The organism is Prevotella sp., assembly GCF_036570325.1.
In the GTDB taxonomy this organism is placed as follows: domain Bacteria; phylum Bacteroidota; class Bacteroidia; order Bacteroidales; family Bacteroidaceae; genus Prevotella.
Window position 1 is genome coordinate 647,478 of the sequence record NZ_DATCYK010000056.1, and the last position, 17,584, is coordinate 665,061.

12 protein-coding genes are annotated in these 17,584 nt (G+C 39.6%); 1 reads left to right on the forward strand and 11 read right to left on the reverse strand.

Going from position 1 to position 17,584, the window contains the following annotated elements:
• The first annotated feature begins 6 nt into the window (after positions 1-6).
• Positions 7-927 carry a helix-turn-helix domain-containing protein gene (locus VIR50_RS06895; RefSeq protein WP_331934396.1) on the forward strand — a complete coding sequence of 307 codons (921 nt, stop codon included), beginning with the start codon at positions 7-9 and terminating at the stop codon, positions 925-927.
• Positions 928-1,075: 148 nt separating this feature from the next.
• On the opposite strand, the gene uvrA is transcribed toward VIR50_RS06895, so the two are convergent.
• The 11 genes from uvrA to VIR50_RS06950 all read right to left on the reverse strand — a co-directional run bounded on the left by uvrA (position 1,076) and on the right by VIR50_RS06950 (position 17,573).
• Positions 1,076-3,952, reverse strand: a complete 2,877-nt coding sequence (gene uvrA / locus VIR50_RS06900) for an excinuclease ABC subunit UvrA (RefSeq protein ID WP_331934397.1) — start codon at positions 3,950-3,952, stop codon at positions 1,076-1,078.
• Between the two features lie 176 nt (positions 3,953-4,128).
• Positions 4,129-4,575 (reverse strand): ribose 5-phosphate isomerase B, encoded by a 447-nt coding sequence (gene rpiB, locus VIR50_RS06905; RefSeq protein WP_331934398.1) that lies wholly within the window; start codon positions 4,573-4,575, stop codon positions 4,129-4,131.
• A gap of 78 nt (positions 4,576-4,653) precedes the next feature.
• Positions 4,654-6,675, reverse strand: coding sequence for a transketolase family protein (locus VIR50_RS06910; RefSeq protein ID WP_331934399.1), 2,022 nt, complete (start codon positions 6,673-6,675; stop codon positions 4,654-4,656).
• Positions 6,676-6,999: 324 nt separating this feature from the next.
• On the reverse strand, positions 7,000-8,310 hold the full coding sequence (locus VIR50_RS06915; RefSeq protein WP_331934400.1) for an MFS transporter: 1,311 nt from the start codon (positions 8,308-8,310) through the stop codon (positions 7,000-7,002).
• Positions 8,311-8,354: 44 nt separating this feature from the next.
• Positions 8,355-9,443: an aldose epimerase family protein gene (locus VIR50_RS06920; protein ID WP_331934401.1), complete on the reverse strand. Its 1,089-nt coding sequence runs from the start codon at positions 9,441-9,443 to the stop codon at positions 8,355-8,357.
• 112 nt (positions 9,444-9,555) lie between these two features.
• On the reverse strand, positions 9,556-10,851 hold the full coding sequence (locus VIR50_RS06925; protein ID WP_331934402.1) for a bifunctional folylpolyglutamate synthase/dihydrofolate synthase: 1,296 nt from the start codon (positions 10,849-10,851) through the stop codon (positions 9,556-9,558).
• Positions 10,852-10,860: 9 nt separating this feature from the next.
• Positions 10,861-12,018 (reverse strand): molecular chaperone DnaJ, encoded by a 1,158-nt coding sequence (gene dnaJ / locus VIR50_RS06930; protein ID WP_331934403.1) that lies wholly within the window; start codon positions 12,016-12,018, stop codon positions 10,861-10,863.
• 19 nt (positions 12,019-12,037) lie between these two features.
• Positions 12,038-12,637 carry a nucleotide exchange factor GrpE gene (locus VIR50_RS06935; RefSeq protein WP_331934404.1) on the reverse strand — a complete coding sequence of 200 codons (600 nt, stop codon included), beginning with the start codon at positions 12,635-12,637 and terminating at the stop codon, positions 12,038-12,040.
• Positions 12,638-12,716: 79 nt separating this feature from the next.
• Complete coding sequence (locus tag VIR50_RS06940; RefSeq protein ID WP_331934405.1) at positions 12,717-14,327, reverse strand: ABC-F family ATP-binding cassette domain-containing protein; 1,611 nt, start codon at positions 14,325-14,327, stop codon at positions 12,717-12,719.
• Between the two features lie 138 nt (positions 14,328-14,465).
• The gene (locus tag VIR50_RS06945) at positions 14,466-15,323 is read right to left on the reverse strand and encodes an N-acetylmuramoyl-L-alanine amidase-like domain-containing protein (protein WP_331934406.1); all 858 of its coding nucleotides are present in this window, start codon (positions 15,321-15,323) and stop codon (positions 14,466-14,468) included.
• 33 nt (positions 15,324-15,356) lie between these two features.
• A complete protein-coding gene (locus VIR50_RS06950; protein ID WP_331934407.1) occupies positions 15,357-17,573 on the reverse strand; it encodes a RelA/SpoT family protein in 2,217 nt (738 codons plus the stop codon).
• Positions 17,574-17,584 lie beyond the last annotated feature (11 nt).

Consider the following 17,584-nt stretch of genomic DNA (forward strand, 5'->3'; position numbering starts at 1 on the left):
ATCACTATGAAAAAAGTGTTAGAAGTAAATTCTGTCAATGATTATGTAAAGCATATTGGAGGCGAGGTACTACATTCTCTCATCAGTGTCATTCATTATTGCGAATTGGAACACTGCCGGCACAGCCTTAATTACTATGGCGTTTATGGCCTCTTTTTAATGGAAGAAAGTCCTTATACACTTGCCTACGGACAAGGAGTGTATAAAGCCGGTAATCATTCGTTAATCTGCGTTGCACCGGGGCAGATGGGCGGAGTGTCGGACACGGGCGAGGAAATTCAGTTGAAAGGTTGGGTACTACTGTTCTCTCCACAACTCATAGCCGGAACTTTACTTGAAAAGCAGATAGAGGACTATCACTTTTTCTCCTATTATCAAAGTGAAGCCTTGCGAATGCAACCTAATGAATGGCGCACTATTGTGACTTGTATTAAAATGATTCGCAACGAACTACAAACAAATCCCGAGACACCCCGCCAACGGAATATTCTTATTACCTATTTACTGCTCATATTGGAGTACTGCTCTCGTTTTTATGAACGGCAATTCCATACGGAAGCGGTCAGCCGCAACAATGATCTACTGAAACGTTTTGACAAACTTCTTCACCAATATTATAAGGAAAATCGGCAATATAAATATGGTGTACCTACCGTTAAATATTGCGCGCAAGAACTCTTCTTGTCTCCTAACTACTTTGGTGACCTCATCCGACAACTTACCGGAGAGACCGCCATCCATACTATTCGTAAGTTTGTCATGCAACGGGCACAAGCTCTGCTGACCGAAGGACGGACTGTAACAGAAACTGCTTATGCTCTTGGTTTTGACTATCCGCAACACTTTAGCCGTCAGTTTAAAGCGCATTTCGGCGTATCTCCAAAGCAATTGTTAGAGAATGACGAGGAATCCACTACACTTTTATAGCTTCTTTCTGCCCCCAAAAATATAACTTTAAGACTATTTCTGCATAACATACTCCTGACTATAAAAAATGAAAGTGGCCTTTCTACCATGTCAAAGGGTAACTTTAACACGATGGAAAGGCCACTATTAAGCTATCAAAAGGCTACTTTTACAAAGCTGTAAACTTAGGTTTAAGAAATTTACCGGTAATACTTGCAGGGCAGTTGACCAAATCTTCGGGGCTACCCGCAAAGACCAAGTTACCTCCTTTATCACCACCTTCAGGGCCTAAATCAACTATCCAATCGGCACATTTAATAACATCCATGTTATGTTCTACAATAAATATGGTATGGCCATGCGCTATAAGGGTATTGAAAGCCGTCAACAACTTATTTATATCATGAAAATGAAGTCCCGTTGTAGGCTCATCAAAAATAAATAGGGTAGGCTCCTGCCGCTCCTGACCGATGAAATAAGCCAATTTAACTCGTTGATTTTCTCCACCTGACAAGGTACTTGAATTCTGTCCCATCTTGATATAACCAAGTCCTACGTCCTGCAATGGTTTCAGTTTATTGACAATCGCTTTTTGATTGCTACCTTTGAAGAAGTCAATTGCCTCGTCAATCGTCATTTCGAGCACGTCATAGATATTCTTATCATTGAACCTGACATCCAAGATGTCTTGCTTAAAGCGACGACCATGGCAGGCTTCGCATGTCAAGACCAAATCTGCCATAAACTGCATTTCTACGTTAATCACACCGGCTCCTTTACATTCCTCGCATCGGCCGCCCTCAGCATTAAATGAAAAATACTGTGGCGTGAATCCTAATTGTTTGGCAAGAGGCTGTTCCGCAAAGAGTTGACGAATCAAATCATAAGCTTTCACATAAGTGGCGGGATTCGATCGTGTGCTCTTACCTATCATATTTTGGTCGACAAATTCAACATGCTTAATCAAGTTTAGGTCGCCTTCCAATGATATATATTCACCGGGAGCGTCACATACTTCATCCAAATGGCGTTTCAAGGCCGGATAAAGAATTCCTTTTACCAAACTTGACTTGCCGGAACCCGATACACCGGTTACAACCGTCATGACATTCAGTGGAAATTCAACGTCTATTCCCTTTAAATTATTCATGCGACATCCCTTCAGCGTAATAGAATGATTCCATGCACGACGCGAAGTAGGCATGGCAATTTGCAGATTACCTGAAAGATATTGTACCGTATAGCTATCCGGATATTTAACTACAAGCTGCTGTTTATCAGATTCTTGTTGAAGATTTCCTGAATAGACGACTTCGCCTCCCAATCGTCCAGCATTAGGTCCTATATCAATTAGGTAGTCAGAGGCTGCCATGATTTCCTCATCATGTTCCACTACGATCACCGTGTTACCTACGTCTCGCAATTGTTTCAGTACATTAATGAGCCGATCTGTGTCACGACTATGCAATCCAATGCTGGGTTCATCCAAGATATAGAGTGAGCCAACCAAAGAACTGCCCAACGAAGTTGTCAGATTGATACGTTGACTTTCTCCACCGCTTAACGTACTGCTTTGTCGATTCAGTGTGAGATAGCCCAAGCCAACAGCTGTCAGAAATTCAAGTCGGCTATTGATTTCGGTCAACAAACGTTTCGCAATATCCGCGTCGTGACGGTCAAGTTGGAGCTGAGCAAACCAATGTTGTAAATTAGAAACCGGCATTTGAACAAGATCTGCTATATTCATGCCATTAATCTTCACCCAAAGCGCCTCCTTCTTTAGCTTAGTTCCATGACAGTCAGGGCAAATTGTTTTACCACGATAGCGACTCATTAGAACCCTATATTGAATTTTGTATTGATTCTCTTTTACCATCTGAAAGAAGGAATCAATACATATCCGGTCATGAATATCCAATTTCTGCTCTGATGGAAGCCCGTGCCACAGCCAATCTTTTTGCTCTTTAGTCAACTTATAGTAAGGTTCAAATATAGGAAAGTTGGCTGAAGCCGCACGACGACAGAACTCTTCGTTCCAAATTTTCAACTTCTCACCATGCCAACACTGCACACAACCTCCATGGACGCTCAAAGACGTATTGGGAACGACCAATCTTTCATCTATTCCAATGACACTTCCAAAACCTTCACAAGTTGGGCATGCGCCTGCCGGACTGTTGAATGAAAACATGTTTTCATTAGGTTCCTCAAAGCGAATACCGTCTGCCTCAAAGCTCGTAGAAAAGTCATAGGAAATTTTAGAAGGCAAAAATACCAATTTCATCTTGCCATCGCCTTCATAGAAAGCCGTTTCAGAAGAGTCGTAAATGCGATTGACAACATCTTTTTCGCCTGATACGCTCAGGCGATCAATCACCAAATAGATCTCATCATCAGAAGTCAGTGGGGTAGAGTTACCCCGTTTCGCATCCTCCTCAGAGCCTTCTTTGCCCTCTAACTGAGCAATAAAATCATCAATCCGAACGACTTCTCCTTCATGAAACAAACGTGTGTAACCCTCCTGAAAAGACATCTGCAACTGCTGCAACAATGTTCGTTCGGCTGTAATTTGCAGAGGTGCCAAAATCATAAATTTAGTACCTTCGCTAAATTCCTTTATAACGGCCAAAACATCTTCTACGGAATGCTTCTTTACTTCTTCGCCGCTGATAGGAGAAAATGTCTTACCAATCCGGGCAAAAAGCAGGCGCAAGTAGTCATAAATTTCGGTTGTTGTACCTACGGTAGACCTTGGATTACGAGATATGACTTTTTGCTCGATAGCTATGGCAGGTGGCAATCCTGTTATAAAATCGCATTCCGGCTTCTTCATTCGGCCAAGGAACTGTCGAGCATAAGCTGACAGACTCTCTACATAACGCCGCTGACCTTCCGAATATAGTGTATCAAAAGCCAAACTTGACTTTCCCGATCCTGAAACACCTGATATAGTAATAAAAGCGTTTCGTGGAATTTGCAACGAAATATTCTTTAAGTTGTTGACTCTGGCACCTTTAACATGAATAAAAGATTGCTCTTCTGACATAATATAAAAATATTCTTATAGCGTGAGGATACTAAACAAAGCATGTGACAAGATAATCACAATGAGAAAAACAAATATAGCTTACCCCCTGCCCACATGCTGGATTCAAGAAAATAGGGCACATCAAAAATAATGACTTATATTTGATGCGCCCCCACTAAAATATCTAAAATAATTTATTTTGCTGCTGTAGGTATTTTATTAATACGACGCTCATGACGTCCACCTTCAAAAGTTGCCTTAAAGAATTCATCCATGATTCCTTCAGCGGTACGATTGTCGATAAAGCGACCGGGCATAACCAATACGTTGGCATTATTATGCTGGCGAATCAATTCAGCGACATCCTTATTCCAAGCCAAACCCGCACGTACGCCCTGATGCTTGTTAAGGGTCATTGCCATGCCTTCACCGCTACCGCAAATTGCGATACCCGGATAAACTTCACCACTCTCAACAGCTTCAGCTAACGGATGAGCAAAATCAGGATAATCCACGCTCTCATCACTATATGTGCCAAAGTCCTTTACCGGATAACCTTTTTTCTCAAGGTAATCAAGAACAAATTGTTTCAATGGAAATCCTGCATGGTCGCAGGCAAGTCCAACTGTTTTAATTTCCATAGGCTTTTACAAATTTATGGTTAATATTAAATGCTTTGTCTACCGATGTACTTGCTATGTGGAGTGTGCTGTTCAAAGTCAGGCTAAGAAAGCCTTCACCTCACGATAAACATTCTCACCAGTATAACCTAACTTCTCATTCAAAACTTTAAAAGGAGCAGAATAACCGAAAGAGTTTAGTCCAAATATTTTTGAATTCTTACCAAGACCAACAATACCTTCCAAGGTTACGGGAAGTCCGGCCGTAAGTCCAAACTTCTTAACGCTTTCCGGCAATACTGCCTCTTGGTATTCTATCGGTTGTTGACGGAATAAACCTTCAGACGGACAGCTAACGATTCTCACCTTTACTCCGTCATTTCTCAAAGATTGAGCACCTGCTACCAAGGTAGAAACCTCAGAGCCACTTGCCACCAAAATAACATCAGGATTCTCGTCACTTCCTGCTACTATATAAGCCCCTTTAGTTGCATTAGAATACGGATTGTTCTCAGGTAATTTATCAACTCCTTGTCGAGACAAGATAAACGCAGTAGGAGTATCTACATTTTCCATAGCCATCTTCCAGCATTCTGTAGTCTCATCCGCATCGGCAGGACGGAAAACTCTAATACTATCTTGGCCTTTATGATTCTTCAATTTCTCCATCAAGCGGATTTGGGCTTCTTGCTCAACAGGCTCATGGGTAGGCCCGTCTTCACCTACTCTAAAAGAATCGTGGCTCCAAATGAACTTTACGGGCACTCGCATTAACGCCGCCATACGTAGAGCCGGCTTCATATAATCAGAGAAGACAAAGAATGTACCCATAGCTGTCGTAACTCCACCATGTAACATCATGCCTATACACATACATGCCATGGTAAGTTCAGACACACCTGCTTGGAAAAATGCACCGCTAAAGTCGCCCTTGACTAATGAAGTGGTCTTCTTTAAGAAACCATCTGTCTTATCTGAATTAGACAAATCGGCACTTGCGCAAATCATATTAGGTACTTGTTCGGCCAACACACCTAAACATGTGGCGCTGGCTACACGAGTTGCATCACCGGCATTTTGCTGAATACCCTCCCAATTGATAATAGGAGCTTTACCGGAAAACCATTCTTCTTTCTGCTTTGCCAAAGCAGGATTAGTCTCTGCCCAAAGATTCTCTGCCTTACGACGCTCTGCTACTATTTGAAGAAGCTCTTTATGACGACTATTATAGAGTTGTTGTACCTCTTCAAAAATAACAAATGGATTAGTAGGATCTCCACCTAAGTTTTTGATTGTATTAATATAGGCTTCGCCACCAAGAGGTGCTCCATGTGTCTTAACGTTATGCTCATAGCTGGTTCCGTCATCTTTCAAAGCTCCCTTAGCCATCGTTGTATTGCCAATAATAAGCGTTGGGCGTTGCTCTTCTTGTAGTGCCAAGCGAAGCGCTTCTCTGATTTCATCGGGATTATTTCCATCAATAGTGAGCACATTCCAATTCCAAGCCTTATACTTTTCCGCAGTATTCTCAGCCATAACAACGCCACACTCTGTCGAGAGCTGTATATCGTTGGAATCATAGAACATGATTAAGTTATTAAGTCCTAATGTACCGGCTAATCGACCAACACCTTGTGAGATTTCCTCTTGTATTCCACCATCTGAAATATAAGCATAAATTTTATGCTGCATCATGGTTTTTCCAAGGCGTGCCTCTAAGAATTTCTCTGCGACTGCTGCGCCGGCAGCAAAAGCATGGCCCTGACCTAAAGGACCGGAAGTATTTTCAATACCATGAAGTAGGTCGCGCTCGGGATGGCCCGGGGTAGGAGAGCCCCATTGACGAAATTGTTGTAAATCTTCTAAAGTGAATCTGCCTTGCAATGCCAATGCTGAATATAACATCGGGGACATGTGTCCCGGATCTAAATAGAAACGGTCACGGCCACTCCAATCAGGGTCGTTGGGATCATATACAAGGAATTCTGAAAACAATACATTTATAAAATCTGCTCCGCCCATAGCACCACCGGGATGTCCGGACTTGGCTTTCTCAACCATCGAAGCAGCTAAAATGCGTATATTATCAGCTGCCAAATTCATTAAAGCTGTACTATTCATTACTTTTAAATGTTATGACTTAATATTGCAAATATACTATTTATTATTTATAACCCCAACTGATTTGCCTTAATTTACTGATTGCACATTGATTTTTTTCATAAATTCAAGACGTTTTTATGAATAAACATCCAACAAAGTACATCAGACGTATTAGATAGGGGATAAAGTTGGAGCCAATTGGTCTTACTGTTTGCTAATGTAATATGCCTCATTTAAGAGGGTAAAAGGATAACTTTTACCTTATAAAAAAGGGCATATAATAAAACAAAAAAGCCTCTTTTGCCATACCAACGGGCAAAAGAGGCTTCCTTATATCATATATTATTCTACAGGAATATCCTTGTTCACATTCTTGCAACCAACAACTGCATAGAAGAACATGTATGCAATTGCGCAAAGAGGTACTACGTATGAAACTAAATAACCTGCATTGTCAGCGATAAAGCTTTGGAGCAAGGGGAGGAGACCTCCACCAACTACCATCATCATAAATATACCGGCGGCAGCAGCTGTGTATTTTCCAAGTCCTTCTGTGGCCAAGTTAAAGATAGAAGTCCACATGATTGAAGTACAAAGACCGCAAAGCACGAGTAATACGGCAGCAACTGGAACAACTACGGTATCGAATGAAGAACCAGAGAATACCGGCATAGAAACAGTAACTGAATTGCCTAAGAATATTGCCAAGACGATAAATATCATGGCCATAGAAGTGGCCACCGTCATCATGGTCTTACTTGAAACCTTACTTGCAATGAAGCTTGAGCAGAAGCGACCTACCAACATCAAGAACCAATATGTAGCAGCTACAGAACCAGCGATAGCAACCGCATTACCGGTCAGACCTGCTCCGGCTGATGTTTGGTCACTAAGATAGTAAATCAATGTACCGGGAATACCTACCTCAACACCTACATATACGAATATGGCGACTACTCCCAAAACAAAATGACGGAACGCCCAAGGACTATGTTCAAAGACAGTGTCTTTAGTAACCTTGCCCTTATCGGGGTCAGAAATAGGAATGAAGCTTAGTATAATAAATGCTGCGGCAAATACAGCCATTGCGATGTACAACACGAGGTTAACATCTACCATCTTTGTTGACGCAGAAACAGTTCCAATCAAAGCGCCTACAAACAGAGGAGTCAGTGTACCTGAAAGAGAGTTCAAGGTTCCACCAATCATGTTCAACTGGTTACCTCTATTACCACCGCCACCAAGAAGGTTGAGCATAGGGTTAACAACGGTATTCAAAATACATACAGAGAAACCTGAGATGAAAGCTCCCAATAAGTAGATAGCGAAGCCTGTAGTCTTAGCATCTATTGTACCTGACACAAATTGGGTTAAAACACCGAAGAAACCTACAGCAATACCAATCATCGCTGTTTTCTTATAGCCTATCTTAGTTAAGAGTTTTCCTGCGGGAATACCCATAAATAAGTAAGCTAAGAAGTTCATTGCGTTTCCAAGCATACCCACTGTATTTGCACTGTCACCTGCAAACGCATTCTTCCAAATAACACCAATAGGCGCTGCTAAGTTAGTAACGAATGAAATCATCGCATAAAGAAACATCATCGTGATGATGGCTATTATGCTTCCATTTTGTTTTGTTTGATTGTTCATTTTGGTTTTAATTATTATTTGATATTTTATTCTAACTATATTTACTACATCACTCCAAACTTATATACCGTCTTTTGCTTATATTCTCTATCAGGCTCTAAGACAACAGAGGGGAAATAGGTATGATTGGGCGAGTCAGGGAAGTGCTGTGCCTCAATACAGATAGCACTCCGCTTAGGGAAAGTTGCACCAAATTGACCTTTGTAACCGGTAGCCCAATTATCTGTATAGATCTGAACACCGGGTTCTGTTGTGAATACTTCCATTACTCTACCAGACTGTGGATCAGTAACTTTTGCGGCAAAACTCAATTCAGCTTCTTCATTCTTATTCAAGATAAAACAATGGTCATAGCCTGCCCCATATTTCAGTTGCTGGTTATCTGATTCTATATCTTGCCCTATTGTTTTAGGTGTGCGGAAATCAAAAGGAGTTCCTTCCACCTTCAAAATTTCACCGGTAGGAATACTATTTTCATCAATTGGTAAATAGTAATTGGCATTAATCTCGCAAATCATGTTTTCAATGGTCGGAGTCGGATTAGCAATTCCGGATAAAGAGAAGAAACCATGATGGGTTAAATTAATGATTGTTTTCTTATTTGTAGAGGCTAAATACTCTATTACCAACTCATTATCATCAGTAAAAGAGTAAACAACAGTGGTCTTCAATTCGCCTGAAAAGCCTTCTTCACCATAAGCACTCACATAATGTAAAACAAGCGTTTGGTCATTCATCAGCTGTGCATCCCATACCCGAGCATGAAAACCGGTCACACCACCATGTAAATGATTGGGACCATTGTTAACACCTAATTGATATTTCTTTCCATGAAGTTGGAACTTTCCCTCGCAGATCCTATTACCATAGCGTCCTATCAAGGTTGACAAGAAAGGTTCAGGCGATGATATTACATCATTGATATTATCATGTCCTTGTATGACATTAGCCTTTACACCATTCTTATCCGGCACCATAATAGCAACGACGGCGCCTCCATAATTGGTAATGGCTACTTCATTCCCTAAAGAATTTCGTAAAATATAAAGATCAGTTTGCTTATTCTCAATTGTGGTTTGAAAATCACTCCGCTTCAAACCACATATATTTGGGGTTTCAGTAGTGTTCATCATTATAGCTAATTTATGTGAGTTTAGGTTTATTATTGAGTTGCAAAGTAATTAAAAAAAAACGGAAACAACAAATAAAGGCATGAAAAAAGTCAAAATAATCGAAGAAAAGAATCTATTTTCTATTTAATTCAGATAATAAATCTGCCACAACGTAACTACTGCCTCCCACAAATATAAAATCATCAAGGCTCGCATCTTTCAAAGCATGGTGATAAGCAGTGATAACATTATGGAATACTTGTCCTGAAAGCCCATATCTTTTACCGCATTGTTCAATTTTCTCCACGGGAAAAGCTCTGTGAGTTGATGGTTGAGTCCAATAATAAATCGCATCTACGGGAAGCATTGACATCACCTCATCTAAATCCTTATCATCCACCATTCCAAAGACAATCCGTTTATTTTTTGCTTGTCTCGCAATTTGCTTTGCCAAATAATTCCACCCCCCGGAGTTGTGTCCCGTATCGCAAACAACATAAGGTTGCTTGCTAAGGCATTGCCAACGCCCCAATAATCCCGTAAGTCCAATGACATTTGAAACGCCCATTCTTATAGAATCTTCTTTACGAATCAAATTCATATTATGCAACTCTCGGGCAGCCACAAGAACCGTATTCATATTTTTCTCTTGGTAATCACCAGATAAATCTCCATCAAAACAAACTCCATCTTTTAAAATATAATGCCGCCCGCCGGTAATATTCTCAGATGAAGATACAACCATTTTTTCTGTCATATCCTCGGCGAAAATAATTTGAGAATGATTAAGTTTGGCGTGTTTGAGAAATACCGATATAGTTTCATCACAACTTTCACCAATGACAACCGGCCTTCCCGGTTTAATAATACCGGCTTTTTCCTCAGCTATCTGCGCTAAAGTAGTTCCTAAAAATTGTGTATGATCAAGACTTATATTTGTAATTACAGATAAAATAGGTGTAATTATATTTGTGCAATCTAATCTTCCGCCTAATCCCACTTCTATCACAGCTATATCTACTTGATTATCTGCGAAATACTTAAAGGCCATAGCAGTCGTTAATTCAAAGAAACTAGGGTGGAGAGGTTCAAAAAAAGAACGATAGTTTTCTACAAAATCTATAACAAATGACTCCTCAACACATTTGCCATTTATCCTAATTCGTTCTTTAAAATCAATGATATGAGGACTTGTATATAGGCCTACCTTATATCCATCAGCCTGAAGTATTGCCGCCAAACTATGCGAACAAGAGCCTTTGCCATTGGTTCCGGCAATATGGATTGTTTTATAAGCCTGATGAGGATGTCCAAAGAAAGCGTCCAACGCTTGAGTATTATACAATCCTTCCTTATATGCAGAAGCACCCACATGTTCAAAAACAGGGGTGCTTTTATATAGATACTCTAATGTTTCTTGATAAGTCATCTTATTTTATCAATTAAAGTAATTCTTAAACTTCTCGAAAATTGTTTTACGAGTTACAGAATCTCCTTTAAAATTATCACTATTCTTGAAACTTTCTATAGATTTCTTTTCTTCCTTAGTCAATGTTTTGGGAACGAAAACACTGATGTTTACGACTAAATCTCCCGTACCAGAACCATAGCCCTGAACAGCAGGTAATCCCTTGTTACGCAGGCGTAAAGTTTTTCCCGGTTGTGTTCCCGGTTCTATCTTTATTCTCACTTTACTACCGGTAATAGTGGGAATATCAATATCACCACCTAATGTAGCAGTAGGGAAGTCAAGTAATAAATTATAAATAACATCCTGTCCGTCTCTAACAAATAAATCATTTGGCTCTTCTTCTATCAACACCTGAATATTGCCATTGACTCCATTATGAGGGCCGGCATTACCTTTACCCGGCACATTGACAACCATGCCTTCAGCAACGCCAGCCGGAATATTGATTTCAACAACCTCTTCGCCTTTTACTACGCCATTTCCACCACAAACCTTACATTTGTTTTTGATAACAGAACCTTCACCATGACAAGTAGGACATTCTGTTTGGGTTTGCATCATACCAAGCATTGTACGAACTGAACGCACGACAACACCTCGTCCTTGACATGTTGAGCAAGTTTCACTACCACTTCCTGCCTCTGCGCCGCTACCATGGCAATGGTCACAAACAACATCTTTACGAACTTTAAATTTTTTAGTGACGCCGGTAGAAATCTCAAGAAGCGATAACTTTACCTTCAACCTTAAATCATTTCCCCGATATTGCTGACGCTGGCCACCTCCGGAGAAGCCTCCAAATCCTGAAAACCCGGAATGGCCACCAAATATATCTCCAAACATAGAGAATATATCATCCATGTCCATTCCTCCGCCACTAAAGCCTCCGAAGCCTCCATTCTGTGGACCATTGAAGCCAAACTGATCGTATTGTTGCCGCTTTTGAGGATCGTGAAGAACATCGTATGCCTCAGCCGCTTCTTTAAACTTTTCTTCAGCTTCCTTATCGTCAGGATTGCGGTCAGGATGGTATTTTATTGCTATTTTCCGATAAGCTTTCTTTATTTCATCATCAGACGCAGTTTTATCGACTCCTAAGACTTCATAATAATCACGCTTTGCCATAAAATCTTCTTACTATATATTATTGACCAACAGCAACTTTAGCATGTCTGATGACTTTGTCATTCATTGTATATCCACTTTGTACACAATCAATTACTTTGCCTTTTTTATCATCGCCCATGCCGGGAACCATCGCTATAGCCTCATGATAATCTACATTAAAGTCTACACCTTCTGTGTCGATTTTCTTAACCCCCAAGCTCTCTAAAGCCTTATTAAACTTATTAAAGATCATTTCGACACCTTCACGTATAGCATTTGGGTCATCGCTTTTATCGGATAGGGCCCGCTCAAAATCATCTAAGATGGGCAATATTGAACAAATGGCCTTTTCTCCACCATTCAATATAAGCTCAGTCTTTTCTTTTACAGTGCGTTTGCGATAATTATCAAACTCCGCGATTTTCCTTAATAACTGATCTTTGAGCTGGGCATTTTCTTCTTGCAACACTACCAACTCGCTCTTTGAAGAATCCGATGTATCCTCAACAGCTTCATCTTTATTATCTGCCTTCACAGAAGTATCTTCAGAATTATAAGTTTCCTGTCCTTCTAAATCCTGCTGTTGAGAATCGTTCTGCAGCTCATCATCATTAATTATATTCTTTTCTGCTGTCATAATAATCATTTTTTATATAGCTCTAACAAATATTGTGCCAATAAAAATCCCCTCATTATTTGAAGGGATTCTTATTATTTCAATACATCTTTTCTTTTAATTCTCTTATGCCGCTGTCATAGATATACTCATCATAGCTCATCAATTTATCAATTGTGCCTTTAGGAGTTAATTCTATGATTCTATCTGCCACGGTTTCAATAAATTCATGGTCATGACTCGCAAAAAGAATATTTCCCTTAAATGTGCTCAAATTATTATTAAATGCTTGAATACTCTCCAAATCAAGATGATTGGTAGGGGTATCAAGAATCAAACAATTCGCATTTTGCAACTGCATACGAGCTATCATACAACGCATTTTCTCTCCTCCGGAAAGTACATTAACTTTCTTCTCAACCTCTTCTTGCTTAAAAAGCATTCTGCCTAAGAAACCTTTCATCAAGACTTCATTACCAACTCCATATTGGCTGAGCCATTCCACAAGATTCTTATCTGTCTCAAAAAACTTCGTATTATCTAAAGGAAGATAAGCTGTCGTAATGGTTACGCCCCATTTGAAATCACCGCCATCAGCCTCACGATTTCCATTGATTATTTCAAAGAGGGCAGTCATTGCCTTAGGGTTATGGCTTAAAAAAACAACCTTTTGTCCCTTTTCTATATTGAAACTTACATGGTCAAACAAAACTGTTCCGTCTGCGTCTACAGCCTTCAGATCATTTACCTCAAGAATTTGATTGCCCGGTTCACGATCCATTTGGAAGATAATACCCGGATACTTTCTACTTGAAGGACGGATTTCTTCTACATTCAACTTCTCCAGCATCTTTTTACGAGATGTAGTTTGACGACTCTTTGCCACATTTGCAGAGAAACGACGAATAAATTCTTCCAACTCTTTCTTTTTCTCTTCAGCTTTTTGACGTTGATTTTGAGCTTGGCGTAAAGCTAATTGGGAACTTTCATACCAAAATGAATAGTTACCGGAGAATATCGTCACTTTACCAAAGTCTATGTCTACGGTTTGAGTACTAACCGCATCCAAAAAGTGACGGTCATGACTTACAACAAGTACTGTCTGCTCCACATTTCCGAGATAGTCCTCTAACCATTCTACTGTATCCAAATCTAAGTCATTAGTAGGCTCATCAAGCAACAAATTGTCAGGCTTACCAAATAAAGCTTTGGCCAACATTACGCGTACTTTCTCGTTATTTGAAAGTTCACTCATCTGCTTGGTGTGCAGTCCTTCTTTGATACCCAAATTTTGAAGAAGCTGGGCAGCGTCGCTTTCCGCTTCCCAGCCATTCATTTCCGCAAACTTCTCCTCTAACTCTGCAGCACGGATACCATCTGCCTCGGTCATTTCTGTTTTAGAATAAAGAGCTGCTCGCTCCTGCATATTCTCCCAAAGCGGCTGATGGCCCATAAGGACAGTATCCATTACTAGAAACTCATCATACTTGAAGTGATCCTGCTCCAATACAGAAAGTCGTTCACCCGGACCAAGTTCTACCGTACCTTTATTAGGCTCTAAGTCACCACTAATAGCACGGAGCAATGTTGATTTTCCTGCACCATTTGCACCAATAACGCCATAAATATTACCATGTGTGAACTTAATATTTACATCCTTATAAAGGACTCTCTTTCCAAATTGAATCGCAAGATTAGTTACTGTTATCATTATTTTTATTAATTAATTGCTATTATTTTAATTCACTTGCAAAAGTACAGTTTTTTTTGGTCTTACCCAAAGCTTATGAAGTGCTCTTTCATTTTTAGCTACAGAGAGTTATTATTCCGTAGCTTTTTATACAAAAGCCTATAGAGGTCTGATAATTCTTATTCCTATTTGTATAGGATGCTTACTCATATAGTGCCGTAGAGTCATTGGTTCTTCTACAACTTTTCCTCTTATTTGGCTGGCATTTAGCATGTGCAAACCATCCTTATGCCAAATGGCAATTCCCAAATGACTTGTATCTAAACCTTTTTTATTCGTAACTATTGCAATAATATCACCATCATGGATTGCCCTTCTATAAGCTTGCGTATTTCTAATATCCCTCTTGGGGATATAATAACATTTAGTTCCAGATATTTGTTTCTCTACTGCTATTATTTTTGCCAATCTCTCGGGTTGGTTTACCAGCATAGGGTAGGAGGATACATGAGTAGACATATAATTAGCCTTAACTATTTGAACAGTGGTAAATGGGAACGCACCCTTACCTACCTCTTTAACAAATCCTTGTTTTGAATTAGCCGCTACCCAATCTGTAAAATAATGTTTTCGTGCGGTATAGGCAACATTCCCATCATGATAACGAATATTTCTTAGCGCAGAACAAAAATCTTCAAACTTAGTTTTGTGCAATTTAGCACATTGTGCTAATGCTAAAACTGTTTCAACATAAGTAGTACAATCAAGCTGCCTTAAATTAACAACCAATTGTTCTACCTTATGGATTTCAAGTGTTTTTGCAACATACGGTACGCTCTTCAACTGCTTACCGAAATAAATTACATAATTGGTAGGACCTTTGTGACCAACTGCTTGTTTCAACAGCCGAACAACAAGTGCACTATCTTGCTTAGTATAATCTACAACAAAATTTTGTGCAGCATTAATATTGGAACTGCACAACAACAATAGCAAATAAAATATGTACTTTTTCATTGAATGACAAATTAATTGAATAGGGTAGCGCCTTTAATAAATACGCTCAACCTGCTTCACTCCTTTAACTGTTCTTATTTTTTTTATTAATGCGTCTAATTTGCTGGTATCATCCAACCGCACTGCCAAATTGCCCTTGAATATACCATCATTACTATCTATATTGATACTCCTCATCTCTATTTTCTCTTCTCGTGAGATAATATTGGTTATATTACTCACGATTCCAATGTCATCAATACCTATAACACGCAATGTGATGGTGTATTGACCACTTCCCTTACCACTCCATTTCGCTTTCACTACACGATAGCCAAAGCGCTTACGCAACTCCGGAGCATTTGGGCAATCAATGCGATGAATCGTTATACCACCATTAACAGTCACAAAACCAAAGACCTGATCTCCATAAATAGGATGACAACACTGGGCTAATTTATATTCTATCCCTTTAAGATTTCTATCAATAATCAGTACATCATCAGCATTACGTGCCAAGTTCTCACGTGGACTCTCATATTCAAATTGGTCAGCACTTGGCGCGGGACGTGTCGCATTCGACTGATTCTGTTCATTATTATAAACCTCTGTATAACGCTCTATTACCAAATTAGAATCAAGTTTTTCTTCCGCAATATCCCTATAGAAATCTGAATTCTCTTTATAGCCCATCTTTTTAATTAAATGAGACATTACCGATTCAGACATTTCTATTTTCCGATTCTTGAATCTACGCTCAAGTAGCTCTTTGGCCAGCAGACCATCTTTAGTCTGCGTTTCTTTTAAAGCAAGCCGTATTTTAGATTTAGCCTTACTACTTTTCACAATCTTAAGCCAATCTCGTTTGGGCTTTTGATTGGCTTGAGTTAACACTTCTATCGTATCACCGGAATGCAGTGCCTCCCTAAAAGAAACAGCCTTACCATTTATTTTACCACCTACACAAGTATTACCAATATTAGAATGGATATGATAAGCAAAATCCAAGATGGTTGCTCCCTTAGGAAACTTGAGCAAATCTCCCTTTGGAGTAAAGACATAGACCTCATCCTCATAAAGATCCATCTTGAACTGATCCATCAACTGAAGGTCATCATTATTCTCAAGGGCAGAACGTATATTTGCCAACCACTCATCAATACCGCCTTCACTCTTTATGCCTTTATACCGCCAATGCGCAGCAAGACCACGCTCCGCTACCTGATCCATGCGCTCTGTACGAATTTGAACCTCTACCCATTTGTTTTCAGGCCCCAGCACCGTAATATGCAAACTCTCATAACCATTGCTTTTGGGTACACTTAACCAATCCCGCAAACGCTTAGGATTAGGCTGATACATATCGGTCACAATGGAATAAACCTGCCAACATAGCATTTTTTCTTTATCAATAGGCGAGTCTATGATAATACGAATCGCAAATAAATCATATATACCTTCGAAGTTGCATTTCTGCTTCTTCATTTTTTGCCAAATAGAATGAATACTCTTTGTTCTCCCTTTCATGTGATACTTCAAGCCAAGCGACTTAAGGTGTTCATCTACAGGAGAAATAAATCTTTCTATATAAGCGTCACGAGCTTGTTTTGTTTCATTCAGCTTATCCTTTATCATATAATAAGCGTCATGCTCCAAATACTTCAAGCTCAAATCTTCTAACTCGCTTTTTATCTTATAAAGCCCTAACTTATGTGCTAATGGAGCATAAAGATAGTTGGCTTCTTCTGCCACGGCACGTTGTGCCTCCACTTGATTCGTATCACGAATCTGCCGCATCAAATTAACACGGTCAGCTATCATGATAAGAATTACTCGCATATCCTCTGAGAACGAGACTAAGAGATTTCTAAAGTTCTCACTCTCTATAATCGGATTCTTTTTATAAAGTTCTTGAACTCTTACTAATCCATGAATAATATGAGCAACACTGTCTCCAAATTCCCGCTTAACAATATCTATGGTAGAGAAATCATTCGCAATACAGCTATAAAGAAGAATAGAAAGAACAGCGTCACGCTTTAAACCTATTTCATCTACAGCGATTACAGCAGTACGCAATCCTTGTAAAATAGGGTTCAAGCCAAAGGTATCATGTTTCATCCCCCCTTCATTGATTGAAACGAGAAGATAACGATAAAGTTTGCTCTCATCATCAGGCAACAATGTATCAGCAATCTCACGTTTCAAATACAACGTCAGTTCTTTTACCTCTAATAATTCTTCATCTGTAAACTTTAATCTCTCTACCATAGTAACATATT